22 protein-coding genes and 1 riboswitch are annotated in these 22,606 nt (G+C 72.7%); of the genes, 9 read left to right on the top strand and 13 right to left on the bottom strand.

All coding sequences use genetic code 11. The features are described 5' to 3' along the window. Positions 1 to 7: 7 nt before the first annotated feature. Complete coding sequence (locus tag E8M80_RS06430) at positions 8 to 430, top strand: cyclic nucleotide-binding/CBS domain-containing protein (protein WP_137124840.1); 423 nt, start codon at positions 8 to 10, stop codon at positions 428 to 430. Here E8M80_RS06430 and E8M80_RS06425 read toward each other — a convergent pair. The 4 genes from E8M80_RS06425 to E8M80_RS06410 are packed head-to-tail and all read right to left on the bottom strand — an operon-like array spanning position 411 to position 4,112. Further along, on the bottom strand, positions 411 to 1,133 hold the full coding sequence (locus tag E8M80_RS06425; protein WP_137124839.1) for an ABC transporter permease: 723 nt from the start codon (positions 1,131 to 1,133) through the stop codon (positions 411 to 413). The two genes, E8M80_RS06430 and E8M80_RS06425, sit on opposite strands and share 20 nt — an antisense overlap. Next, entirely contained in the window at positions 1,130 to 2,062 is a 933-nt protein-coding gene (locus E8M80_RS06420; protein WP_137124838.1) for an ABC transporter ATP-binding protein, read from the bottom strand. Before E8M80_RS06420 ends, E8M80_RS06425 begins: the two co-directional genes overlap by 4 nt. Beyond that, the gene (locus E8M80_RS06415) at positions 2,059 to 3,120 is read right to left on the bottom strand and encodes an ABC transporter permease (RefSeq protein WP_240789921.1); all 1,062 of its coding nucleotides are present in this window, start codon (positions 3,118 to 3,120) and stop codon (positions 2,059 to 2,061) included. The genes E8M80_RS06420 and E8M80_RS06415 overlap by 4 nt, the downstream gene beginning before the upstream one ends. A 59-nt stretch (positions 3,121 to 3,179) precedes the next feature. Then, on the bottom strand, positions 3,180 to 4,112 hold the full coding sequence (locus tag E8M80_RS06410) for an ABC transporter substrate-binding protein (RefSeq protein ID WP_370287220.1): 933 nt from the start codon (positions 4,110 to 4,112) through the stop codon (positions 3,180 to 3,182). 186 nt (positions 4,113 to 4,298) lie between these two features. Here E8M80_RS06410 and E8M80_RS06405 point away from each other — a divergent pair, with 186 nt between their 5' ends. The 6 genes from E8M80_RS06405 to E8M80_RS06380 all read left to right on the top strand — a co-directional run bounded on the left by E8M80_RS06405 (position 4,299) and on the right by E8M80_RS06380 (position 10,694). Next, a complete protein-coding gene (locus E8M80_RS06405; protein ID WP_137124836.1) occupies positions 4,299 to 4,724 on the top strand; it encodes a CBS domain-containing protein in 426 nt (141 codons plus the stop codon). Positions 4,725 to 4,803: 79 nt separating this feature from the next. Continuing rightward, on the top strand, positions 4,804 to 6,021 hold the full coding sequence (locus E8M80_RS06400; RefSeq protein ID WP_137124835.1) for a CaiB/BaiF CoA-transferase family protein: 1,218 nt from the start codon (positions 4,804 to 4,806) through the stop codon (positions 6,019 to 6,021). A gap of 2 nt (positions 6,022 to 6,023) precedes the next feature. After that, positions 6,024 to 6,827, top strand: coding sequence for an enoyl-CoA hydratase (locus E8M80_RS06395; RefSeq protein ID WP_137124834.1), 804 nt, complete (start codon positions 6,024 to 6,026; stop codon positions 6,825 to 6,827). Between the two features lie 144 nt (positions 6,828 to 6,971). Continuing rightward, positions 6,972 to 7,619 carry an exopolysaccharide biosynthesis protein gene (locus E8M80_RS06390; protein ID WP_137124833.1) on the top strand — a complete coding sequence of 216 codons (648 nt, stop codon included), beginning with the start codon at positions 6,972 to 6,974 and terminating at the stop codon, positions 7,617 to 7,619. A gap of 4 nt (positions 7,620 to 7,623) precedes the next feature. Beyond that, the gene (locus E8M80_RS06385) at positions 7,624 to 8,280 is read left to right on the top strand and encodes an exopolysaccharide biosynthesis protein (RefSeq protein ID WP_137124832.1); all 657 of its coding nucleotides are present in this window, start codon (positions 7,624 to 7,626) and stop codon (positions 8,278 to 8,280) included. Positions 8,281 to 8,343: 63 nt separating this feature from the next. Then, a riboswitch (cobalamin riboswitch) is annotated at positions 8,344 to 8,561 on the top strand. Positions 8,562 to 8,708: 147 nt separating this feature from the next. Then, on the top strand, positions 8,709 to 10,694 hold the full coding sequence (locus E8M80_RS06380; RefSeq protein ID WP_137124831.1) for a TonB-dependent siderophore receptor: 1,986 nt from the start codon (positions 8,709 to 8,711) through the stop codon (positions 10,692 to 10,694). A gap of 36 nt (positions 10,695 to 10,730) precedes the next feature. On the opposite strand, the gene E8M80_RS06375 is transcribed toward E8M80_RS06380, so the two are convergent. From E8M80_RS06375 to E8M80_RS06365, 3 genes are read right to left on the bottom strand one after another with little or no spacing between them, the layout of a single operon-like run. Continuing rightward, positions 10,731 to 11,288 carry a cob(I)yrinic acid a,c-diamide adenosyltransferase gene (locus tag E8M80_RS06375; protein WP_137124830.1) on the bottom strand — a complete coding sequence of 186 codons (558 nt, stop codon included), beginning with the start codon at positions 11,286 to 11,288 and terminating at the stop codon, positions 10,731 to 10,733. A gap of 54 nt (positions 11,289 to 11,342) precedes the next feature. Further along, positions 11,343 to 12,230, bottom strand: a complete 888-nt coding sequence (locus E8M80_RS06370; RefSeq protein WP_170979229.1) for an energy transducer TonB — start codon at positions 12,228 to 12,230, stop codon at positions 11,343 to 11,345. Continuing rightward, on the bottom strand, positions 12,227 to 13,117 hold the full coding sequence (locus tag E8M80_RS06365; protein WP_137125042.1) for a cation diffusion facilitator family transporter: 891 nt from the start codon (positions 13,115 to 13,117) through the stop codon (positions 12,227 to 12,229). Before E8M80_RS06365 ends, E8M80_RS06370 begins: the two co-directional genes overlap by 4 nt. A gap of 271 nt (positions 13,118 to 13,388) precedes the next feature. Here E8M80_RS06365 and E8M80_RS06360 point away from each other — a divergent pair, with 271 nt between their 5' ends. Next, a complete protein-coding gene (locus tag E8M80_RS06360) occupies positions 13,389 to 14,027 on the top strand; it encodes a hypothetical protein (RefSeq protein WP_137124828.1) in 639 nt (212 codons plus the stop codon). Between the two features lie 31 nt (positions 14,028 to 14,058). Here the strand turns inward: E8M80_RS06360 and metH are convergent, their stop codons facing one another. Then, the gene (gene metH / locus E8M80_RS06355; protein ID WP_137124827.1) at positions 14,059 to 17,559 is read right to left on the bottom strand and encodes a methionine synthase; all 3,501 of its coding nucleotides are present in this window, start codon (positions 17,557 to 17,559) and stop codon (positions 14,059 to 14,061) included. Between the two features lie 10 nt (positions 17,560 to 17,569). After that, on the bottom strand, positions 17,570 to 18,508 hold the full coding sequence (locus E8M80_RS06350) for a metalloregulator ArsR/SmtB family transcription factor (protein WP_137124826.1): 939 nt from the start codon (positions 18,506 to 18,508) through the stop codon (positions 17,570 to 17,572). A gap of 45 nt (positions 18,509 to 18,553) precedes the next feature. Between E8M80_RS06350 and E8M80_RS06345 the strand changes: the two genes are divergently transcribed. After that, complete coding sequence (locus tag E8M80_RS06345) at positions 18,554 to 18,931, top strand: hypothetical protein (protein WP_137124825.1); 378 nt, start codon at positions 18,554 to 18,556, stop codon at positions 18,929 to 18,931. Between the two features lie 191 nt (positions 18,932 to 19,122). Here E8M80_RS06345 and E8M80_RS06340 read toward each other — a convergent pair whose 3' ends face one another. The 4 genes from E8M80_RS06340 to E8M80_RS06325 form a co-directional block, all read right to left on the bottom strand. After that, positions 19,123 to 19,443: a hypothetical protein gene (locus E8M80_RS06340; protein WP_137124824.1), complete on the bottom strand. Its 321-nt coding sequence runs from the start codon at positions 19,441 to 19,443 to the stop codon at positions 19,123 to 19,125. A 116-nt stretch (positions 19,444 to 19,559) separates the two neighbouring features. After that, positions 19,560 to 20,825, bottom strand: coding sequence for a DUF2254 domain-containing protein (locus tag E8M80_RS06335; protein ID WP_137124823.1), 1,266 nt, complete (start codon positions 20,823 to 20,825; stop codon positions 19,560 to 19,562). A 37-nt stretch (positions 20,826 to 20,862) separates the two neighbouring features. Further along, the gene (locus E8M80_RS06330) at positions 20,863 to 21,390 is read right to left on the bottom strand and encodes a GNAT family N-acetyltransferase (RefSeq protein WP_137124822.1); all 528 of its coding nucleotides are present in this window, start codon (positions 21,388 to 21,390) and stop codon (positions 20,863 to 20,865) included. After that, the gene (locus E8M80_RS06325) at positions 21,387 to 22,574 is read right to left on the bottom strand and encodes an amidase (RefSeq protein ID WP_137124821.1); all 1,188 of its coding nucleotides are present in this window, start codon (positions 22,572 to 22,574) and stop codon (positions 21,387 to 21,389) included. Before E8M80_RS06325 ends, E8M80_RS06330 begins: the two co-directional genes overlap by 4 nt. Between the last annotated feature and the right edge of the window lie 32 nt (positions 22,575 to 22,606).

Genomic DNA, 22,606 nt, shown 5'->3' with positions numbered 1-22,606 from the left:
AACGCCCATGCCCCAGCGCACGCTCGGCGAGATCGTCCGCGACCAGACGCCGCTGACCATGCCCCCGGAGGCGACGGTCGCCGCCGCCTGCCGCGCCATGTACGAGCGCAAGGTCGGCGCCGTGCTCGTGACCGATCCGGACCGGCGCCTTCGCGGCATCTTCACGGGCCGGGACGCGGTCCGCCTGCTCGCCGAGGGACTCGACGCCAAGGCGACGCCGCTGGCCGAGGTCATGACGAAGGACCCGACGACGCTCGACCCCAAGGCGACCGCCATGGACGCGCTGCTCATGCTGAACGACTGCGGCTTCCGCCACCTGCCCATAGTGCGGGACGGGCGCGTCGCGGGCATCGTCTCCCGCTACGATTTCCGGGCGAAGGAACAGGCCCGCCTGGATGATGAGACGGGCTTCATGGAGATGATGCGCTGACGCCTGGCGCCAGCAGGCCGAGCAACCCGTCCACCGCGAAGGCCATCAGCCCCGCGAGCAGCGCCCCCTGCACGACCCAGGCCGGGTTGCCGTTGACCAGGCCCGCGATGATCGGCGTGCCGAGGCACGACGCCCCGGCCACCGCGCCGACCGCCGCGGTCGCGACCGCCAGCACGGCGGCCACGCGCAGCCCCGCCAGGATGGGCGGCGCCGCCAGCGGCAATTCCACCTGGAACAGCACCTGGCGCGGCGTCATGCCCGCGCCGCGCGCGGCGTCCAGCACCTCGGGCGCCACGGTCGCGAGCGCGCCGGTCGTCGCGCGCAGCACCGGCAGCGTCGCGTAGCAGACAAGCGCGAGCAGGGCGGGGGCCGCGCCAAAGCCGACCGCCGGCACCGCGATGGCGATGACCGCGACCGGCGGCACCGCCTGCGCGAAGCCGACCAGCGCATCGGCGACCGCGCGCGTCTCGGCGGCACCCGGGCGCGTCGCCGCGATGCCGAGGCCGATGCCGATCGCCGCCGCCGGCAGCAGGGAGAACAGCACGAGCCCGGCATGGTTCAGCGCCAGCGCGGCGAAGGCCTCGCGGCGATAGAGCGGCTCCGCCACCTCGGGGAACAGCGCGCCGAAGACCGGCCCGGCCGCGGGCAGCAGCAGGAGCGCGGCGGCGAACAGCGCCAGCGGCACCACCGCCCCCGCCCTCATGCGCGGAGCAGGTCCGCCAGCGCGACGACGCCCGCCGGCACGCCGGTCGCGTCCTCCAGCAGCGCGGCGTCGGCGCGCGCGGCGAGCATCGCCTCGAGCGCGTCGCGCGCCGTCGCGCCGGCAGGGATCCGGGGCAGCCCTTCCGGCGCCGCGCCGTCCGGGCGCGCCAGAGACGCCGCCGGCACCAGCGACAGCCGCCGCATGCCGAGCGCGCCACCATCCATCAGGTCGCGCACGCGCGGGTCGGCCGGGCTGTCGAGCAGCTCGCGCGGCGAGCCTTCCTGCAGCAGGCGCCCTTCCGCCATGACCGCGATGCGGGTGGCGAGCGCCAGCGCCTCCTCAACGTCGTGCGAGACCATCAGGATGGTCTTGCCGGTCGCCGCGTGCAGGTGGCGCAGCTCGGCCTGCAGCGCCTGGCGCGTCACGGCATCCAGCGCGCCGAAGGGCTCGTCCATCAGCAGGATGTCGGGGTCGGCCGCCAGCGCGCGCGCCACGCCGACGCGCTGCGCCTGGCCGCCCGAGAGCTCGGCCGGCATGCGGTCGCGGTACTCGGCGGGGTCGAGGCGAAGCAGCGCGAGCAGCTCCTCGACCCGCGCGGCGATGCGACGGTCGTCCCAGCCCAGCAGCCGCGGCACCGCGCCGATGTTGCGCGCGACGCTCCAATGCGGGAACAGGCCGATGCCCTGGATGACGTAGCCGATGCGGCGGCGGAGTGCGGGCGCCGCTTCCGCCGCCACGTCCCTCCCGCGCAGCAGCACGCGCCCGGCATCGGGCTCGATCAGCCGGTTCACGAGGCGGAGCGCGGTCGACTTGCCGGCGCCCGAGCCGCCGAGCAGCACGGCGAAGGCACCCTCCGGCACCACCAGGTCGAGCCCGTCCAGCGCGCGCGCGGCGCCGAAGGATTTTTCCACGCCCTCGAAGCGGATCATCGCGCCAGGCCTTCCTCGGCCGCGCGCAGCGCCGCGTCCAGCACCAGCGCCAGCGCCGCGACCGGCAGGGCGCCGAGCAGGATGAGGTCCGGCGCGAATTGCCCGAGCCCCTGGAACATCAGCACCCCGAACCCACCCGCGCCCACCAGCGCGCCCAGCGTCACCAGCCCGACCGCCTGCACCGAGGCCGTGCGTACCCCGCCGAGAAACACGGGGGCGCCGAGCGGCAACCGAACGCGGAGCAGCGCCTGCGCCGGCGTGAAGCCCATGCCGCGCGCCGCGTCCACCGCCGCCGCCGGCGCCGCGCCGAGCGCCGCGCGCGTCGCCGCCGCCACCGGCAGCAGCAGGTAGAGGAACACGCCGAACACCGCCGGCGCCGCGCCGATGCCCCGCAGCCCGACCTCCCGCAGCAAGGGCACGGCGCGGGACAGCGCGGCGAAGGGCTCGATCAGCAGGGCGAACAGCGCAATGGCCGGGATGACCTGCAGCGCCGCCAGCCCGCCGATGATGGCGGGCGCGGCGCCCGGCCGCGCGAAGGCCGCCGCGCCGAGCGCCGCGCCGATCGCCAGTGCCGGCAGCAGCGCCGCGGCCGAGAGGCCGAGATGCGCGGCGAGCGCGGCGCGCACCTCCGGCCCCCGCGCCACCGCCTCCCGCACCAGGGAGACGTGGTCGAGCAGCCCCGCGGCCAGCAACGCGGCGAGGGCGGCCGCGAACCCCGCCGCCGCCAGCGCCCGCGCCACCGCGCCCGCCCCCGCGCGGCCGAGGGCCAGCCGCGCCGCCAGCAGCAGCGCCGCCGCCGCCACCCAGGCCCCCGCCGCCGGGCCGAGCCGCGCGACGGTGGAGCCGCCGGCCAGCGCCGCGCCCGTCGCCCCGAGCCCCGCCAGCAGCCCCGCCAGCGCCGCGCCGCAGGCGAGCGCCGCGGCGCGGCCGGACAGGAAGGCCGCGCCGAGTGCCGCCGCCGCCGCCGGCAGCAGCCAGGCGAAGGCGTCGGCATCCATGAGCGCCACCGCGCGCGGTGGCACGATGCGGTTCGGCGCCAGCACGGCGAACCCCGCCACGAGGGGCGCCGCCAGCGCCAGCAGCAGCAGCGCGGCCTCGAGCGGCCCGGCGCGCAGCCTCAGCGGAGCAGCCCCGCGGCGCGCAGATGCGCCTCCGCCACCGCCCGCGCCGGCTGGCCCTCGACCGCGATACGGGCGTTGAGGCGCTGCAACGTGGTCAGGTCGAGCGTGCGGAAGGCCGGCGCCAGCACCTCGGGGATGCGCGGGTTGGCGCGCAGCACGGCGCCGCGCACCACGGGCGCGGGCGCATAGACCGGCTGCGCGCCCCGGGTGTCCTCGAGCACCACGAGGTCGAGCGCGGCGATGCCGCCATCCGTGCCGTAGACCATGGCCGCGTTCACGCCGTTGAGCTGCTGCGCCGCGGCGCGCATCGTCACCGCGGTGTCGCCGCCGGGCAGGACCAGCATGCGGTCGGGCGGCAGGGTGAAGCCGTAGACGCGCTGGAAGGCGGGCAGCGCCGCAGGGCTTTCGACGAATTCCGCCGAGCCCGCGAGCTTGAACGGCCGCCCGGCGGCCAGGTGCGGCGCGAGGTTCTCGAGCGTGCGGAGGTTGTGCGCGCGGGCGAGGTCGGCGCGCACCGCGATCGCCCAGGTGTTGTTGGCCGGCGCTGGCTGCAGCCAGGCGATGTCATGACGCTGCTGGTCGAGGTCGCGTGCCTTCTCGTAGCCCGCGCGCATGTCGCGCCAGGCGGGATCGGCCTCCATCTGGTGGAAGAAGGCGGCGTTGCCCGTGTATTCGGGGTAGATGTCGATCTCGCCGGCCAGGATCGCGGCACGCACGATGCGCGTCGGGCCGAGTGGCACGCGGTTTTCGACCCGCATCCCGGCCCCTTCCAGCAGCAGCGCGATCATCTGGCCGAGCAGCCCGCCCTCGGTGTCGATCTTGCTCGCCACCACGATCGGCCGCGCCTGCGCCAGCGCCGCCGCCGGGGCGAGCGCCGCGGCACCGAGGAGGAAGCCGCGGCGCCCCGCCCATGCATGCATCCGCATCATCGCAAGTCTCCCTGTTCCGGAACCGAGATTGCCATGCGGGCGACGCCGCGCGCGACCCCCACGGCCGCATCGTGAGAATTCTGCCGCGGCTTGCGGTGTCGGGGTCTATATTTCACACATGGTGCGGCAAGGGCCGGCCAGCCCCTGCCGCGCGACCTTCGGAACCGCCGTGCCGGAGCGAAGCCCATGCGAGACCGTCCATTGATCGATGTCGCGCCGCACCGCCCGACGCTGTGCGCGCCGCCCGCCACCACCATCCGCGATGCCTGCGCCCGGATGCGGGACGAACAGGTCTCCGCCATCGTGGTCACGGATGCGGAGGGGCGGCTGCTCGGCATCTTCACCGGCCGCGACGCCATCTGCCGCGTGGTGGCCGAGGGCCGCGATCCGGCCGCCACCACGCTCGCCGAGGTCATGACCGCCAAGGTCGCGACCCTCGGCCCGCGCGACCGCGCCATCGACGCGCTGCACCTGATGCATGACGGTGGCTTCCGCCATGTCCCGGTGGTGGAGGACGGCCGCGTGCGGCGCCTCGTGCTGCGGAGCGACTTCCGTGCCCTGGAACGCGCGCAGATCGAGGTCGAGGAGGAGATCTTCGAACGCCTCCGCTGAGGCGGCGGGCGCCCCCCCGGTCTCTCCCCCTGGGCACTCCGGCCGACCCGCCCTAGTCTTGGGCCGAACGGAGGACAGAATGCCGGAAAGCCCCATCGACCCGAAGCTTGCCCAGGAGACGACGCTGCCGCTCGCCGGCATCCGCGTGCTCGACCTGACGCTGGCGCGCGCGGGCCCGACCTGCGTGCGGCACCTGGCCGACTGGGGCGCCGAGGTGATCCGCGTCGAGCCGCCCGCCTTCAACGACGGCCTCGGCGGATCGCGCGAGGGCTACGACTTCCAGAACCTGCATCGCAACAAGCGCTCCATCGCGCTCGACCTCAAGACCGAGGAAGGCAAGAAGGCCTTCTTCGAACTCGCGAAGACCGCCGATGTCCTGGTCGAGAACATGCGCGTGCGCGTGAAGCACCGCCTCGGCATCGCGCCCGAGCAGGTGCACGCGGTCAATCCGCGGCTGATCTACGCATCGATCTCCGGCTTCGGGCAGACCGGGCCGTACAGCGAACGCGCCGGCGTCGACCAGATCGCCCAGGGCATGGGCGGGATGATGACCATCACCGGCGAACCCGGCCGCGGCCCGATGCGGGCCGGCATCCCCTTCGTCGACCTGACGGCGGGAAACCTGCTGGCGCTCGCCGTCATGATGGCGCTGTGGGAGCGGCAGCGCACGGGAAAGGGGCGCTGGGTCCATACCAGCCTGCTGGAGGCCATGGTCTTCATGCTGGACCTGCAGGCGGCACGCTACCTGATGGATGGCGAGGTGCCGGGCCAGGCCGGCAACGACCATCCGGTGAACATCCCGATGGGCGCCTTCCCGACCGCTGACAAGCCGGTGAACATCGCGGCCAGCAGTTCCAAGATGTGGGCGCAGTTCGCGGAAGCCGTGGGCCATCCGGAATGGCTCGAGGACCCGGTCTGGAAGACGCTGCAGGGCCGCTCGAAGGACCGCGCGCGGCTGAACGCCGCGATCGCCGAGGTGTTCAAGGAAAAGCCCAGCGACTACTGGATCGACCTGCTGGAGCGCATCGGCATCCCCTGCGGGCCGATCAACAAGGTGGATCAGGTCTTCGCCGACCCGCAGGTGCAGCATCTGCGGATGGCGATGCCCATGCACCACCCCGACCGCGGCGCGACACACCTCGTCTCCACCGCCATCAACATCGAGGGCCACGAGAGCGAGGTGCGCCGCATCCCGCCCCGGCTCGGCGAGCATTCGTCCGAGATCCTGCGGGACGCCGGCTATTCCGAGGACGACATCGCGAGGCTCAAGGGCCTCGGCGTGATCATGGAATCCTGACCATGGCAGGCATGGACTTCGCGGAGGGCAAGATCCTCGCGGACATCACGGACGGCGTCGGGCGCATCACCTTCAACCAGCCCGAGAAGCGCAACGCCATGTCGGTCGCCATGTGGGGCGGCATGGAGCAGGCGCTCGACCTGTTCGAGAAGGACGACGCCGTGCGCTGCGTCGTGTTGACGGGCGCGGGGGACAAGGCCTTCGTCTCGGGCGCCGACATCAGCCAGTTCGACAAGCTGCGATCCGATGCCGACGCGCAGCGCGAATACAGCCGCCAGACTGAAGGCGGCCGACGGCGCCTCGCCACCTTCCCGAAACCCGTGATCGCCGAGATCCGGGGCTTCTGCATGGGTGGCGGGCTCGGCATCGCGATGTCGTGTGATATCCGGCTGGCCGCCGAGGGCAGCCAGTTCGGCATCCCGGCGGCGAAGCTCGGCATCGCCTACGGCTTCGACATGGTGCGCCACCTGGTCTCCCTCGTCGGGCCCGCCCATGCGCACATGATCCTCATGACCGGCGAGCGCTTCGACGCGAAGGAGGCCGAGCGCGTCGGCCTGGTCAACAAGGTGGTGCCGGCCGACGCCCTGGCGGGCGAGATCGCGGCGCTGACCGCGACGCTCGCGCGCAACGCGCCGCTCTCGCTCTACGCCAACAAGCGGACGGTGCAGGCCGTGCTGCAGGACCGGGCCGACCGCGACATCGCGGCACGCAACGCCGCCATGGCCGCCTGCTTCGACAGCGCCGACTACCAGGAAGGCCGGCGCGCCTTCCTCGAGAAGCGCAAGCCCGCCTTCGCCGGCCGTTGAGACCGGCGGCCCCTTGCGGAAAAGACATGCGCGCGGGGCTCCCGCCCGGCCTCGCCGGCATGGTATGGGACGCCGGTCGCAGGTGCCCGCAGATGGCGCCACGACATCCCCGGCGATCCGGGCAGGGGCCTCAAGGGAGCGTTGATGCACGGAACCGTGGACCAGGTCGGTGTGGCGCGCGCGCATGCGCCGGCGTCGGAACTCATCCTCAGCGTCGCGCGGTCGTGGCCGGAGCCACGCATCACCATGGGCGAGCTGATGCAGGCCTTCGGCATGCGGTCCTACGGGCTGCTGATCGTACTGTTCGCGCTGCCGAACCTCCTGCCGATCTATATCCCGGGCCTCAGCCCGATCTTCGGCGCACCGCTCGGCATCGTCTGCCTGCAGCTCGCGCTCGGCTACCCGACGCCGCGGCTGCCCGGCTTCCTCACGCGGCGCTCGATGCGGCGGAGCGACCTCGAGATGATCGCGCTGAAGGCGCAGGCCTGGCTCCGCCGGATCGAGCGCTTCGTGAAGCCGCGGCCGTCCTTCCTGACGCGGCGGCGGGCGGAACGCGCGATCGGCGCCTACGGGGCCTTCCTTGCCGTCATCGTGATCGTGCCGCTGCCCTTCACCAACGGCCCGCCCTCCCTCGCCTGCGCCATCATGGCGATCGGCATGATGGAGGAGGACAGCCTCACCATCCTTGCTGGCATCGTCGTCGGGCTGTTCGGCGCGGCGCTCGGCATCTCGATCATCGGCACGGTCTGGGTGCTGGTCGTGACCGCCTTCCAGTGGGCCTTCGGCCTCTAGCCGCATGACGATCGAGGACCTCGCGGCCGAACATCCCGCTGCGCCCATCTCGCGCCTGGTCGCCGAGGTCGCGACGCAATGCCCAGGGGAACGCATCACGCTGGGCGAGATGTCGGAAGCCTTCGGCGATCGCGCCTTCGGCCTGCTGATCCTGCTGCTCTGCCTGCCCGGGCTGCTGCCGGGCATGGCGAGCGTCTTCGGCACGCCGATGCTGATCCTGGGCGTGCAGATGGGGCTCGGGTTCCGCAAGCCGAAGCTGCCGGGCTTCATCGCGCGGCAGTCGCTCCGGCGGACCGACCTGCTGCGGCTGTCGGCGGGTTCGGACACCCGCATCTCGCGCGCGATCGGGAAGATCGAACGCTGGGTGCGCCCGCGCCCCGGCCCCTTCACCGGGCCGCATGCCGACAAGGCAGTCGGCTGGCTCACCGCCTATGCCGCGCTGATGCTGATCCTGCCGGGCCCGGGCACGAACGGCCCGCCGGCCTTCGGCACCATCGTGATGGCCCTGGGGCTGGTCGAGAACGACAGCAAGGTGATCGGGCTGGGCATGGCGCTGACCTTCCTGGGCAACCTTTTCGCCACCGTCGTCCTCGGCGCGCTGTTCTGGTATGGCCTCGAGGGCGTGGCCTATCTCTGGGGGCAGTTCGGCAGCGGATCGTGACCGTCAGCGGTTCGGCGCCAGGGCGCGCGCCAGCCGCCATGGACGAAGCAAGGCGCGGCCGCTACGCTCGCCCCATGCGCCGGTGGCCCGGAAGGGCTGAAACGGGAACGCGCGACGCGGGGCCACGCCCCGCCAAGCCGCGGCTGCCCCCGCAACTGTAGGCGACGCGTCCGGTCCCCGATGCCATTGCGCGCAGGCGTGAGAAGGCGGGGCCGGCGGAGGAGGCCAAGGCCCCCTTCCCGTCGCGAGCCAGGAGACCGGCCGGCGCAGAGTTGTCTCGCGCGTGCCGGGCGGGGTGCACCGGCGCAACGGACCCAAGGAATGCGCCGGCCACGGCGCAGGCCTCCGTATGCGAGCACGACGTGAGCCCGTCCTGCGGCCGCAAGGCCGCATGGCGAAACGCGGATCGTGCCACGGAGGGACCCCGGATGAACCGCCGGATCCTCGCCTTGTTCGTCTTCACCCCGCTTGCGCCTGCCTGGGCGCAGCAACCCCCAACCCTGCCCGACGTGGTCGTCACCGCGACCCGCGTGCCGACGCCGGCGGAACGCATCCCCGCCGCCACCACGGTGATCGACCGCCGCGACATGGAGGAACGCGGCTACGTCACCTTGGCCGATGCGCTGGCCGCCGTGCCGGGCTTCCGCCTGGTGCAGGCGGGCGGGCCGGGCCAGCAGGCCTCGGGCTTCCTGCGCGGCACCAATTCCCGCCACGTGCTGGTGCTGCGCGACGGCGTGCCGCTGAACGACAGCGCCGAGCCCAACGGCGCCTTCAACTTCGGCAACGAGTTGCTGGGCGATGTCGAGCGCATCGAGGTCGTGCGCGGCCCCGTCTCGGCCGTCTACGGCACGGCGGCGATCGGCGGCGTGGTCAACCTGATCACGCGCCGCGCGCCCGCCGACCGCGCCTTCGCCCCCTATGGCGAGATCGCCGGCGGCACGCAGCGCACGCTGCGCGGCTATGCGGGCGCGGGCGGCACGCTCGGCGCCTTCGACTACGGCATCACCGGGCAGTCGCTCTCGACCGAGGGCTTCAACTCGGTCGCCCCGCGCTTCTCCTCGAACCGGGGCGAACGCGACGGGCTGCGCGCCGCCGCCGTCACCGCGCGCGCGGGCGTGACGCTCGGCGAGACGACGCCCGACGCCATCCTGGGCGCCACGCGCATCGACGGGCTGGTCCGCTGGCGGGAGAACACCTTCGGCCTCGACAGCGTGCCGCAGGACGACCCGAACTACACGGGCCAGGACCGCAACTGGTTCGGCTACCTGCGCAGCCAGACGGCGCTGTTCGGCGGCGCCTGGACCACGGGGCTGCGCCTGTCCGGCAGCGAGGATCGCCGCCGCTACGTGAACCTGCCCGATCCCGGCAACCGCTTCGGCACGGCCGACGACCTCTATGTCGGCGACCGCGTGGGCCTCGCCTGGGACAACACGCTGCGCCTGCCGGCCGGCGGCTTCGTGACAGACGCCAGCCTGACCTTCGGCGGTGGCTGGGACCGGGAGAGCGCGACAAGCGCCGCGGGCTCGCCCTTCTTCCGCATCACCACGGATGCGCGGGCCGAGAACACCTACGGCTACCTCGGCGCGCAGGCGCGACTGTTCGAGCGGCTGGACGTGACGGCCGCGCTCCGCCTCGACGACGCCGAGGACTACGGCACGGAGCCCACCTGGCGGCTCGGCGCGGTGCTGGCGCTGCCCGAGATCTCCTCCCGCATCCGCGCGGCCGGCGGCACCGCCTTCAAGGCTCCGTCGCTCTACCAGCGCTTCGGGCAGATCGGCACCTTCTTCCGCGGCAACCCGGACCTCGAGGCGGAGCGTTCCACCTCCTGGGAAGTGGGGTGGGAGACCGACATCGCGGGGCGCTTCGCGACCGTCTCGGCGCTCTATTTCGACAGCCGCATCCGGGATCTCATCAACTTCGACCCGACCTTCTCGACGCTGGTGAACGTGGATCGCGCGCGCATCCGCGGCGGCGAGTTCGGCCTGACGCTGCGCCCGGCGGACTGGCTCGACATCACCGGCGCCTGGACGGTGACCGAGGCGCGCGACACGACGACCGACACGCCGCTCGCGCGCCGGCCGCGCAACGTGGCCAGCCTGTCGGCCCGCATCGCGCCCGAGGTCGGCTGGTTCGACGTGCCGCGCTCCCGCCTGATCATCGCGCCGGAGGTCATCTATGTCGGGCAGTCGCCCGAGGGCGCCTTCGCACGCTACCAGGACAACGGGCGGTCCATCCCGGTCGCGGGCAAGAATCCGGAAGGCGTGCTGTTCAACCTGACGGCGTCGCTGCCGCTGACGGCGCAGGTGACCTCCTTCGTCGAGGTCCGCAACATCGGCAACACGCGCTACGAGCCGGCGAACGGCTTCGTGGTGCCGGGGCGGAGCGCGATCCTGGGGCTGCGCGGGACGTTCTGAGACGAACGGGGGGAGGTTCCCCTCCCCCCACCCGCCTCACCCCCGCGTTCCCCCCGGGACCCACAGTACGTCGTTCCCCCCGTTCAGGTGCCGCGACAGCACGAACAGGTGGTCCGACAGCCGGTTGAGGTAGCGCACCACGGCCGGGTTCACCTCCTCCTCCGCCGCCAGCGCGACGGCCAGGCGTTCCGCCCGCCGCACGACGGTGCGCGCGAGATGCGCATGCGCCGCCGCCGCGCTGCCGCCCGGCAGCACGAAGGACCGCAGCGCCGGAAGCGCCGCATTCATCTCCGCGATCTCGGCCTCGAGCCGCGCCGATTGCGTATCCGCCACGCGCAGCCGTGCCCCGGCCTCGCCCGGCACGCAGAGGTCGGCGCCCACATCGAACAGCTCGTTCTGGATGCGCGCGAGCATCGCATCCGCCGCCGCGTCGGTCGTGCAATGCAGGCGCAAAAGGCCGATCGCGGCATTGGCCTCGTCCACCGTGCCGTAGGCCTCGACGCGCAGCGCGTCCTTGCGCACGCGGCGGCCGTCGCCGAGCGAGGTCTCGCCGCCGTCGCCGCCGCGCGTCGTGATGACGTCGAGCTTCACCATGAGGGTCTCCCGTATCGGACTTGGTTATGGCGCGGCGGCGCTGCGCCGCAAGGCTCACCGGTCCGTCAGGCGGAAATGCACGGCGGTGGCGAGCGTCGCCGTGACCGGCAGGCCGGCCTGGCTTGCCGGGCGGAAGCGCCATTGACGCGTCGCCGCCACCGCCGCGCGGTCGAGCGCCGGATGGCCCGAGGACGCGACGATATCGGCCTGCTCCACGCGCCCCTCCGCGCTGACGCGCAGCCGGAGGCGCACCACGCCTTCCTCCCCCCGCCGCCGGCTCTCGGCCGGGTAGTCGGGTGGCGGGTTGCGGTAGCCGCCATCGACACCTGGCGGCACCACCGCGCCGGTCGCCCGCGCGCCGATCGAAGGGTCGGGCAAGGCACCGGCACCGGCATCGAGGCGTACCGGGTTGGGTTCGGCGCGAGCCGTGGCGCGCGCGGGCGGCGGCCTGGCTGCGGCATGAGCCTGGCGCGGCGGCTCGGCCGAGCCCGTCTCCGCCGCGACCGGGGGCGGGGCTGGCGGGGGCGGCGGCAGATCCGCCCCGGCGTCGCGGACAAGCGGGGCGTCGGCCTCGCGAACCGGCGCGGGCGGCGGTGGGGGCTCGGGATCGGCCGGGCGCGACGGAACGGCGGGATCGGCCGGGGCCGCGACAGACGCAGGGGCGCCTGGCGGGGCGGACGGCGCGGGCGCATCGGGCGGTGAGGCAGGCGCGGGGGGCGCCGACGGGACGGCAGGCGCCGCCTCCGCCTCGGCGGCGGCGCCTGCCAGCGCCGCCGTGTCGGCGAAGACGAGCGCGACGGAGCCCGCCTCGCCGGCTCCGTCCATCGCGCGTCCCGGAAGGAGCAGGAGCGCCGCCAGGGCCGCGGCATGCAGCGCGCAGGACACGCCGAGCGCCGCCGCCATCCAGGCGCCGCCGCGGGGCGGGCGCGCGGGCGGCCTCACAGAACGGGAACCCCGCTCTGCTTCGCCTTGCCCTCCGGCTCGACATGGATGGTGATGACGGCGTCGCGCAGCTCGGCCTTGAGCGCGGCCTCGATGCGGTCGCAGATGTCGTGCGCCTCCCGCACCGGCATGGCGCCCGGCACCACCAGGTGGAACTCGAGGAAGGTGAAGCGGCCGGCGTGGCGGGAGCGGAGGTCGTGCGCCTCGATCGCGCCCTCGGCCTCGGTCGCGACGATGGCGCGGATCCGGTCCAGCGTCGCCGAGGGGACCGCCTCGTCCATCAGCCCGCCCAGGCTCTCGCGCAGCAGGCGGAAGCCTGAGAAGAGGATGTTCACCGCCGTCAGCGCCGCGAGCAACGGGTCAAGCCAGAGGATACCGGTCATGGCGACCAGCGCCACGCCCGCGATCACGCCGACGGAGGTGACGACATCGGCGAGGAGGTGGCGCGCATCGGCAACGAGCGCGGGTGAGCGGGCCGCGCGGCCGCGCCGGAACAGCACGGCCGCCCAGGCGCCGTTGATCGCCGTCGCCAGCGCCGAGACGGCCAGTCCGAGCGGCGCCGCCTCCGGCGCGCGCGGGGACTGCAGCGCGCCCCATGCCTCGTTCAGGATCAGCAGCGCGGCGACGATGATCAGCGCGCCTTCAAGCACGGCCGAGAAGTATTCCGCCTTGGCATGGCCGTAGGGATGGTTCGCATCGGCCGGCAGGGCAGAGAAGCGGATGGCGACCAGCGCCGCGACGGCGGCCGCAACGTTCACCACGCTCTCGAGCGCGTCGGCCAGCAGGGCGACGCTGCCAGTCAGCCACCAGGCCACGGCCTTGAACGCAAGCACGAGCAACGCGACGACGACGCTCGCGACGGCGGTTCCGATGACGCGCGTGGACATGGCCTCAGGCACCGCGACGGGGGCGTGGCTCGTGATGACGCATGCGAGGCTCCTCATCGCTTCCAGCGGCGCGGGCGGTGCTGCGGCGCAGCGGGAGCGCAGCGCCGACCCGGGGCTTTAGGACGTGATCGCTCGCGGCGGAAGCGACCTTGCCAAGCCGGGCGCCCCCGTCAGACCCGTCGGTCGGTTCCGGGGTGGATCGAATAGGTGGCTGTCGCTAGACATTTCCACGTGAAGCTGGCGCCGGGTGCCGGCTGGGGGCGGGAGAAAGATGATGCAGCTTGGCAACAAGGTCGCCTGGTTCGGCACCTCAGGCAAAGGATCCTTCGGCAAGGTGAGGCTGAAGCACCGCGAATTGTTCTTCGGCAAGGCCGAGGAGCAGGCGTCGATGCAGACGGTCGAAAAGGCCTACAGCACCCTGCAGCTCACGATCGGCTGGCTCCGCCACGCCGAGGCGCAGAAGCTAAAGGACGCGATCCAGCTCTATTTCAAGTCCGGCGCCTCTGCGATTCCGCGCATCCAGCCGATCCTGGAGCTGGTCCAGGCCGGCATGACAAACGGCAAGCTCTCCCTGAAGACGGACAACACGAGCACGTCACGCTTCGTCAACCAGTTCGGCGTCGAAGCCGACGACGTGCCGTACATCGAGGGCTATGTCCGGAACGGCGCGAACGGGTCGAAGGGCGACATCCACGTCACCCGCGACTACATCATGAACAACCGCTTCCAGGCGGTGCGCACCTTCATCCACGAGGCGACGCACCGCTTCGCCAACACCGACGATTTCGGCGAGCAGGGCTACATGCACGCCGACGGATCCGATTTCCGCGCGCCCGGCATCACGGCGGAGCAGTGCCTGAACAACGCCGACAGCTACGCCTATTTCTGCATGGCGATGGGCTACCGCTGAGCGCGCGGCGGGCGCGCCCCCGGCGCGCCCGTCACACCGAGAAGTACTTCGCCCGCGGGTGGTGCAGCACGATCGCGCTGGTCGACTGCTCGGGGTGCAGCTGCCATTCGTCGCTGATCTCGACGCCGATGCGCCCGGCGTCGAGCAGCTTGAGCAGCGGCACCTGGTCCTCGAGCCGCGGGCAGGCTGGGTAGCCGAAGGAATATCGCCCGCCGCGATAGCCCTGCTGCAGCATCCGGTCGATGTCGCGGTCATCCTGCCCCGCGAAGCCCCATTCGGCGCGGATGCGCTTGTGGACGTATTCCGCCATCGCTTCCGCCATCTCGACCGACAGGCCGTGGAGATACAGGTAATCCTGGTAGCGATTGTCCTCGAACCATTCGCGCGCCATGTCGGACGCCTTCTGGCCGACGGTCACGACCTGCAGGCCGATCACGTCGCGATGCGCGGGCCCATCCCCGATGTCGCGCACGAAGTCGGCGATGCACTCACCATCCTCCTTGGGCTGGCGCGGCAGCGTGAAGCGCGCGGCTTCCGTGATGCCGTCCTCCTCGAACAGGACCAGGTCGTTGCCCGCGCCGGCGCATTTCCAGTAGCCGTAGATCGCCTGCGGCTTCAGGATCTTCTGCTCCTCGGTCAGCGCCAGCATGCGCTTGAGCACCGGGCGCAGTTCCTGCTTCGCCCAGCCGAGGAAGTCCTCGAGCGAGCGGCCCTGCTTCCGGAAGCCCCACTGGAACTGATAGAGGCTGCGCTCGTTGATGAAGGGCACCAGCGCCTTGGGCGCCGCCTCCATCACGCGCGCACCCCAGAAGGGCGGCGCGGGCGGCGTGCTCTCCGCGCTCACGCGGCGGCGGCGCGCCTCGGCATAGGCGACATCGACCGGCGCGAAGCCGCGCGGATCCGCCTGGCCGAGGGTGCGCTTCTCGTTCTTCGCCTTGCCCGCGCGCTTGACCTGCAGCGCACCGAGATAGTCGTCGAAGCCGTTGCCGACCACCTTGTCCATCAGGTGCAGCCCGTCGAAGGCATCGCGCGCATAGGCCACGCGCCCGCAGGCATAGGCGCGCACGCAATCATCCTCGACGTAGTTGCGCGTCAGCGCCGCGCCGCCGAGCATGACGGGGATGTCGAGGTTCTGGCGCGACATCTCCTCGAGGTTCTCGCGCATCACGACGGTGGACTTCACCAGCAGCCCCGACATGCCGATGGCATGCGCGCGATGTTCCTTCGCCGCCGCCACCATGTCGGCCAGCGGCACCTTGATGCCGAGGTTGACGACGCGATAGCCGTTGTTCGTCAGGATGATGTCGACCAGGTTCTTGCCGATGTCGTGCACGTCGCCCTTGACGGTCGCGAGCACGATCGTGCCCTTCTCCTGCCCCTCGACGCGCTCCATGTGCGGCTCGAGGTAGGCGACGGCAGCCTTCATCGTCTCGGCGCTCTGCAGCACGAAGGGCAGCTGCATCTTGCCGGCGCCGAACAGCTCGCCCACCACCTTCATGCCGTCCAGCAGCACGTCGTTGATGATCGACAGCGGCGCGATGCCCTTGGCAAGCGCGTCGGCCAGCTCGTCGTCCAGCCCCTTGCGGTCGCCATCCACGATGCGGTCCTTGAGCCGGCCCTCGACCGTCTCGGCGCGCACCTTCTTGACGTTGTCCGCCGCTTTCCGGCCGGAGAAGATCTCCAGCACCTTCTGCAACGGGTCGTAGTCCTCGCGGCGGCGGTCGAAGATCAGGTCCTCGACCACCTGGACCTCCTCCGGCGGGATCAGGTGCAGCGGCTTGATCTTGCTGACATGCACGATGGCACCCGTCATGCCGGCCTTGACCGCGTGGTCCAGGAACACGCTGTTCAGCACGTGCCGCGCCGCCGGGTTGAGGCCGAAGGAGATGTTCGACAGGCCGAGGATGATCTGGATGTCGGGGAACTTCTCCCGGATCATCCGGATCCCCTCCAGCGTCCAGAGGCCGAGCTTGCGGTCGTCCTCGTTGCCGGTCGCGATGGTGAAGGTCAGCGGGTCGATCATCAGGTCGGATTGCGGCAGGCCGTAGCGGTCGCAGGCGAATTCCACCAGGCGCGTCGCGATGCGCAGCTTGTCCTCGGCGGTCTTGGCCATGCCCACCTCGTCGATGGTGAGCGCGATGACGGCGGCGCCGAATTTCTTGGCCAGCACCATGCGGTCGGCGGCGGCCTTCTCGCCTTCCTCGAAGTTGATCGAGTTGATGATCGCCTTGCCGCCATGCAGCTTCAGCGCGGCCTCGATGATCGGCGTCTCGGTGCTGTCGATCACCAGCGGCGCGTTCACGCTGCTGGTGAAGCGGCGGATCACCTCGGTCATCTCGGCCAGCTCGTCACGGCCGACGAAGGCGGTGCAGATGTCGAGGCTGTTCGAGCCCTCCTGCACCTGCTCGCGCCCCATGGCGACGCAGCCATCCCAGTCGCCGGCCGCCTGGCGCTCCCGCCAGGCCTTCGATCCGTTCGCGTTGCAGCGCTCGCCGATCGAGAAATAGGCGTTCTCCTGGCGCAGCGGCACGGCCGAATAGAGCGATGCGACCGAGGGCACCCAGACCGGCCTGCGCCGTACCGGCGCTGGCCGCGCCGCGGCACCGCCGAGCTTGCGCAGCATCGCGTCCAGCGCGGCGATGTGCGGCGTCGAGGTGCCGCAGCAGCCGCCGATCAGGTTCAACCCGTCCTCGGTGACGAAGCGCTCCATCCAGGTCGCGAGCTCCGCGGCGCCCAGCGGGTAGTGCGTCTTGCCGTCCACGAGTTCCGGCAGGCCCGCATTCGGCTGGCAGGAGATCAGTCCGGGCCAGTTCTGCGCGAGCCAGCGGACGTGCTCGGCCATCTCCTGCGGCCCCGTCGCGCAGTTCAGCCCCATCAGCGGCACGTCGAGCGAATGGACGACGGCCGCGGCAGCGCCGATGTCGGGGCCGACCAGCAGCGTGCCCGTCGTCTCGACCGTCACCTGGACGAACACCGGGATGTCCGACTTGGCCTCGGCGCGCGCGATCTTGGCGGCGTTGACGGCGGCCTTGATGAACAGCGTGTCCTGGTTCGTCTCGGTCAGCAGCGCGTCGGCGCCGCCGGCGATCAGGCCGCGGCACTGGACCAGGAGCGCCGCCTCCAGCGCGTCATACGCAATGTTGCCAAGCGTCGGCAGCTTCGTCCCCGGCCCGATGTCTCCCACCACCCAACGGTGGCGGCCATCGGCGAAGCCTTCCGCCGCCTCGCGCGCGATCTCGACGGCGCGCTTGTTGAGCTCGAACGCCTTATCCTCCAGCTCGAACTCGGCCAGCGTCACGGGGGATCCGCCGAAGGTGTTGGTCAGCACCATGTCGGCGCCGGCGGCGAAGTAGTCGCGGTGGATCTCGCGCACCACGTCGGGCCGCGAGAGCACCAGCACGTCCGTGCAGTTCTCCTTGCCCCAGAAGTCGCGCTCCACGTCCAGGTCCATCACCTGCACGCGCGCGCCCATGCCGCCGTCGCACAGCAGCACGCGGTCGCGGAGGGCATCGAGGAGGTGCGGGCGGGACATTGGCTTGGCCTCAGAAGGTCAGGACGGAAACAGACCGGGTCTTGCGCTCCGCGACCCAGATGCGGACGGGAAGTGGCCCCTCGACCGTGGCGCTGCGCGCCGGGACGCAGCCCGTGGCGCCGAGCCAGCCGGCGATGCCGGCATCGTCGAAGCCCGGCCAGCGATGCGCGTGCGCGCCCAGCAGGTCGCCCCGCTGGTGCGGCGCGAGGTCCACGATGACCATGATGCCGCCGGGCTTCAGCACGCGCGCGGCCTCGGCCAGCGCGACGGCCGGGTCCTCGGCGTAGTGCAGCACCATCTGCAGCGTGACGGCGTCGAAGACGCTGTCGGCGATCGGCAAGCGGTACATGTCCGCCTGGCGCACCGCGATGTGCGACAGGCCGCGCTCGGCCAGCCGTGTCCGCGCCAGCGCGAGCATGTCGCGGGACGCGTCGACGCCGAGACCCTCCTCGATCCGCCCCGCGAGGCGCTCGAGCAACCCGCCGGTGCCGCAGCCGATGTCGAGCAGCTTGCCGATCCGCGCGGGCAGCGCGGCGTCGAGCGCGGCCGCGATGGCCGCGTCGGGCAGGCCGAGTGCACGCACCTCGTCCCAGTCGGCGCCGTGGCGGCGGAAGGCCTCGGAGGCGACGCGCGCGCGTTCCGCCGCCAGCCGCGCGGCGGCGCGGCGGTCGGCGGCGAGCATCGGGTCATCCTCCGGCAGGCGGGCGAGCACCTGGCGCGCGAGGTCGGCCTCGGGCGCCAGCTGGAACCAGGCATTGGCACCCTCGGGCGTGCGCACCAGCAGCCCGGCCTCGACCAGCAGCTTCAGGTGGCGCGACAGGCGAGGCTGCGACTGGCCAAGGATCGCGACCAGGTCCGAGACGCACCAGGCCCCCCGCGCGCAGAGCGCGAGCAGCCGGAGCCGGGTCGGCTCGGCGGCGGCGCGAAGCTGGGTCAGCAGGGAATCCATAAGGACTGGACATAGTCATAAAGATATCCTTATGTCCAGCACATCATGGTCTGGTCGCTCGACGCCCGCATTCCCGTGACGCTGCTGGACGATGCCGCGGCGCTGCCGACGGCGCTCGCGGCCGGGCGCCCAGCCGCGCTGCTGGCCGAGGGCGAGGCCATCGCGGCGCCCGGTACGATAGCCGCCGACGGCTTCCGCCCCGTCACCCTCCACGCCGCCGGCTGCGCCTGCTGCGCGGGCCGGAGCGCGGCGGCGCTGGCCCTCGACCGCCTGTTCCAGGCGCGGGTTCGCGGCCGCGCCGGATGGTTCGAGCGGGTGCTTGTGCTGCCGGTCACGGCCGAGGGCCGTGCGGAAGTGACGCAGGCCCTGGCGCGCGACGCCCTGACCGCGGCCCGCTTCCGGGCGGCCCCGGCGCACGCCTGACATCCGGCCGGATGCCCTGATCCGGAAAATCTCGATTCCAGAGTGGCTTATGCCCGACCGGGTCTGATCCGGCAGCGGCCGGGCCGATCGGGGCGCCGGCGACGCTTGAATCAGGTACCGTTCCACAGGAACCGATCCATCCGATCGGCTCCTGCCCCGGCGCGGCGCGCGGCTGCGCGGACCGCGCCGCCTCAGCTGCCGCGGGCGCCGCCGCGCGCGCCCGTCACCGCCGCGCGCGGAAAGCCGCCCTGCTTGCCAGCAGCCGTCCGGTCGGGGTCGAGACCGTCAGCCAGCCCGTCCAGCGCCAGCGTGATCCGCCGCAGCAGCACTTCCTCGCCGCCCGCCATGCCTTCCTCGATCGCCACGGCCTCCGAGGCCGCGTCGTATTCCCAGCGGCGCAGGATCTCGATTTTCTGCGCCCGGGTCAGGCCGTCATGGGCGACAACCTGTTCCGGGGTCTCGAACACCTCCGCCGGGGTCAACATGGCGCGTTCCAGGACCCGTGCGGGCATCGCGTGGTGGGCAGGCATATGCTCCTCCCTTCCGCAGGCCGGGCCGCGGCGGGGGTGCCGCCGCCTCGGGGCCCTTGAGATGGGCCATGCGACGGCGACCGGCAATGCGGCGCCGGTCACGCCTGCGCGATGGACGCGGCGCGCAGCTCGAGGTCCTCGCATCCGGCCTCGTCCGCGATGCAGCGGCGCCCGGTCGCGAGCGCCAGCCTCGCATGGCGCTGCAGCACCGTGCGCCGCGCGGGATCGGCCTCGACATCGAGCGTCGCCTCCAGCACCTCGAGGAGGCGGATCAGCACTGCCGCCTCGCGGCCCCCCGCCTCGCGGATCATGTGGAACATCGCGTCGCAGAGCCCGGTATGGGTCGTGACGCGGCGGTAGAGCACCACGCGCTGGTCCCGCAGCAGCGCGGGCGCGGGAAAATGTCGCCCAGCCAGGCCCGCGAGCACAGCGCCCAGCCGGTCGAGCACGGCCATGGCGGTGAAGGGGTCGTTCACGCCGGGCGACAACGCGCGCACCGCGACCTCGACCAACTGCCGAACCGCGAATTCGAGGTCCTGCGCCGCCGCCGGGCTCGGCCCGAGCGACATCGCCGCGCGCAGCGCCGCCTCGGCCTCGTCCCGTTTCGTGCCCGGGACCACCTCGGCGACGCGCGAGGCGGGGTGCAGGTAGTCCCCCGGCCGCGCCATCACGACCAGCACGGCGTCCTGCGCGGCTGCCCAGTCGGCCAGGGCACCGTAGTCGATCGCGCGCAGGTAACCGGTGCCGCCGCAGCGCACGGGCGCGCCGCGCGGCGGCGGCAGGGCGAGCAGCACGGGTGCGCCCGGAGGATCCGCATGGGTCAGCCGCGCCGCAGCCTGCATCAATTCGGTATGGACCAGCGTGATGACCGTCTCGACATTGATGCCCGTCGCCACGTGATGGACAAACCAGGCCAGCGTGCCGGTGCAGAGCAGCGCGAGCCCGACCGCGACGGCAAGGCCGAGATGCGGCACTGCCTGCGCGCCCACGCCGCGCTGCAGCGTCACGGCATAGGCAAAGGTCATGAGGAACAGGCCGAGCGCCCAGCGGTTCCCACTGTCGCGCACGAAGTTCCGCAGCAGCCGCGGCCCCATCTGGCCCGAGGTCATCGACAGCGCCGCGATGGTGATCGAGAAGATCGTGCCCGCAACGCCGATCGCCGAGCCCGCGACCACGCCGAGCAGCGCCCGCGCGCCGGCCGCATCCGCCGCGAAGACAAGGTCGGGCGGCAGCCCCGCATGGCCCGGGACCTCGAGCCACCGCATCGCCTCCGCCAGCAGCATCCCGGCGGCTGAAAGCAGCACGGGGATGACCCAAAAGACGTCGCCGGCCCATTCGCGGAACGCCAGCAGCCGGGCCCTCATGCCCGTCCTCCCCGGTCGGCGGGGGGCGGCGACGGGCTCAGGCCGGCAGGCTCCGGTCGCCCTCGCCGAGCGGCCTCTGCATCTGCACCACGTCGAGCCAGCGGCCGAACTTCATGCCCGCTGCCTTCAGGATGCCCGCCTGCCGGAAGCCCAGCGAGAGATGCAGCCCGATCGAGCCGACATTCTCGGAATCGCCGATCACCGCGATCATCTGCCGGAAGCCCCGCGCCTCGGCGCGCGCCAGCAGTTCCGCCACCAGCGCCTTGCCCACGCCCTGGCCGCGGATGTCGTTGCGGACATAGACGGAATCCTCGGCGCAATACCGGTAGGCCGAGCGGTCCCGGTACTGCGAGAAATAGCCGAAGCCGAGGATGCGCCCCGCCTCGTCCTCAGCCACCAGCCAGGCGCATCCCGCGCCCTGCACCTTCGCCATGCGCGCGGCCATCTCGGCCACGTCGGGCGGTTCCTCCTCGAAGGTGCCGGCACCGGTCAGGACGTGATGGGCGTAGATCGCGGTGATGTCCGCGATGTCGGCCGGCCCGGCGTCGCGCAGCGCGAGCGTCATGCCGGCAGCCCCGCGGCGGCGGCGACGCGCTCGGCCAGCGCCAGCAGCGCGCGGTCCCGCCCGGGGGCGGCCACGAGCGAGAGCCCGACCGGCGCGCCGTCCACGCGCGCGGCCGGCAGGGTCACCTCCGGCAGGCCGCCGAGGCCTGCGATCGCGGTCACGCCCATCGTCCGCTCCCGCACCGCGTTCTGCTCCGCCTGGCTCGCCGTCAGCAGCGGCGCCGGCGCGGGGGCGGTCGGGTAGATCAGCACCGCGCCGCCGCCCAGCAGCGCATGCAGCCGCGCCTGCGCCATCCGCCGGAAGGCCCGCCCCGCCGCCGCCTTGGCGGGGTCCATCGCGCGCGCTGCGGCGAAGCGTTCCTTCACGCCGGGGCCGAAGGCGGGGTCGGTCGCCGCGATCCAGGGGCCGAGCGTGGTCCAGGCTTCCTCGGCCTGGGCGCAGCGGAAATTCTCGTAGAAGGCATCGAGCCCCTCGGGCGCCAGATGCACGGCCAGCGCGGGGCCGAGCACGGCTTCGGCCGCGGCGAGCCCGTCGGCGAGCGCGGCGGCAGTGCCGGGCTCGGCATTGACCCAGGCCTCCTGCACCTTGAGCAGCGGGCCGAGCGGCGCCTCGCCCCCCGGGGGCAGCAGCACCTCCCCCGCGCGGCGCAGCACCGCGGCGCGCGCCGCGAACCAGCCGGCCGTGTCGAATGACGGCCCGAGCGGGCAGGCGCCCACCAGGCTGACCGCGCCCCAGCTCGGCCGGATGCCGAACACGCCGCAATAGGAGGCCGGGATGCGCACCGAGCCGCCGGTGTCCGAGCCCATGGCGATGTCGGCGAGTCCCGCCGCCACGGCGGCCGCCGAGCCGCAGGACGACCCGCCCGGGAAGCGGTCCGGCGCGGCCGGGTTGATGGGCGTGCCCTGCCAGACATTCTCGCCGGTCAGGCCGTAGGCAAGCTCGACCGTCCGCGTCTTGCCGACGAGAGCGGCGCCGGCGCCGAGCAGCGCCGAGACCACCGCCGCATCGCGCACCGCCGGCGGGTGCGTGCGCGCCCAGTCAGGGTTGCCGTAGCCCGTGACCACGCCCGCGACGTCATAGAGGTCCTTGACCGCGAAGGTGAGCCCCGCGAGCGGCCCGGCCGGGGCGCCGCCGCGCGTTGCCCGTTCCCCGGGAACGAAGGCGCCCACGCTGTCCTCGGCCATGCTGCCCGCTCCTGTGCTGAGGCGAGCGAAAT

The sequence above is a fragment of the Roseomonas sp. HF4 genome (genome assembly GCF_005222755.1).
In the GTDB taxonomy this organism is placed as follows: domain Bacteria; phylum Pseudomonadota; class Alphaproteobacteria; order Acetobacterales; family Acetobacteraceae; genus Neoroseomonas.
This window is presented reverse-complemented; position numbering and strand designations above follow the sequence as displayed.

Coding starts and splice junctions, on each gene's coding strand:
- E8M80_RS06430 (WP_137124840.1), top strand. CDS start 8: ATGCCCCAGCGCACGCTCGGCGAGATCGTCCGCGACCAGACGCCGCTG.
- E8M80_RS06425 (WP_137124839.1), bottom strand. CDS start 1,133: ATGAGGGCGGGGGCGGTGGTGCCGCTGGCGCTGTTCGCCGCCGCGCTC.
- E8M80_RS06420 (WP_137124838.1), bottom strand. CDS start 2,062: ATGATCCGCTTCGAGGGCGTGGAAAAATCCTTCGGCGCCGCGCGCGCG.
- E8M80_RS06410 (WP_370287220.1), bottom strand. CDS start 4,112: ATGATGCGGATGCATGCATGGGCGGGGCGCCGCGGCTTCCTCCTCGGT.
- E8M80_RS06405 (WP_137124836.1), top strand. CDS start 4,299: ATGCGAGACCGTCCATTGATCGATGTCGCGCCGCACCGCCCGACGCTG.
- E8M80_RS06400 (WP_137124835.1), top strand. CDS start 4,804: ATGCCGGAAAGCCCCATCGACCCGAAGCTTGCCCAGGAGACGACGCTG.
- E8M80_RS06395 (WP_137124834.1), top strand. CDS start 6,024: ATGGCAGGCATGGACTTCGCGGAGGGCAAGATCCTCGCGGACATCACG.
- E8M80_RS06390 (WP_137124833.1), top strand. CDS start 6,972: ATGCACGGAACCGTGGACCAGGTCGGTGTGGCGCGCGCGCATGCGCCG.
- E8M80_RS06385 (WP_137124832.1), top strand. CDS start 7,624: ATGACGATCGAGGACCTCGCGGCCGAACATCCCGCTGCGCCCATCTCG.
- E8M80_RS06380 (WP_137124831.1), top strand. CDS start 8,709: ATGAACCGCCGGATCCTCGCCTTGTTCGTCTTCACCCCGCTTGCGCCT.
- E8M80_RS06375 (WP_137124830.1), bottom strand. CDS start 11,288: ATGGTGAAGCTCGACGTCATCACGACGCGCGGCGGCGACGGCGGCGAG.
- E8M80_RS06365 (WP_137125042.1), bottom strand. CDS start 13,117: ATGTCCACGCGCGTCATCGGAACCGCCGTCGCGAGCGTCGTCGTCGCG.
- E8M80_RS06360 (WP_137124828.1), top strand. CDS start 13,389: ATGATGCAGCTTGGCAACAAGGTCGCCTGGTTCGGCACCTCAGGCAAA.
- metH (WP_137124827.1), bottom strand. CDS start 17,559: ATGTCCCGCCCGCACCTCCTCGATGCCCTCCGCGACCGCGTGCTGCTG.
- E8M80_RS06350 (WP_137124826.1), bottom strand. CDS start 18,508: ATGGATTCCCTGCTGACCCAGCTTCGCGCCGCCGCCGAGCCGACCCGG.
- E8M80_RS06345 (WP_137124825.1), top strand. CDS start 18,554: ATGGTCTGGTCGCTCGACGCCCGCATTCCCGTGACGCTGCTGGACGAT.
- E8M80_RS06340 (WP_137124824.1), bottom strand. CDS start 19,443: ATGCCCGCACGGGTCCTGGAACGCGCCATGTTGACCCCGGCGGAGGTG.
- E8M80_RS06335 (WP_137124823.1), bottom strand. CDS start 20,825: ATGAGGGCCCGGCTGCTGGCGTTCCGCGAATGGGCCGGCGACGTCTTT.
- E8M80_RS06330 (WP_137124822.1), bottom strand. CDS start 21,390: ATGACGCTCGCGCTGCGCGACGCCGGGCCGGCCGACATCGCGGACATC.
- E8M80_RS06325 (WP_137124821.1), bottom strand. CDS start 22,574: ATGGCCGAGGACAGCGTGGGCGCCTTCGTTCCCGGGGAACGGGCAACG.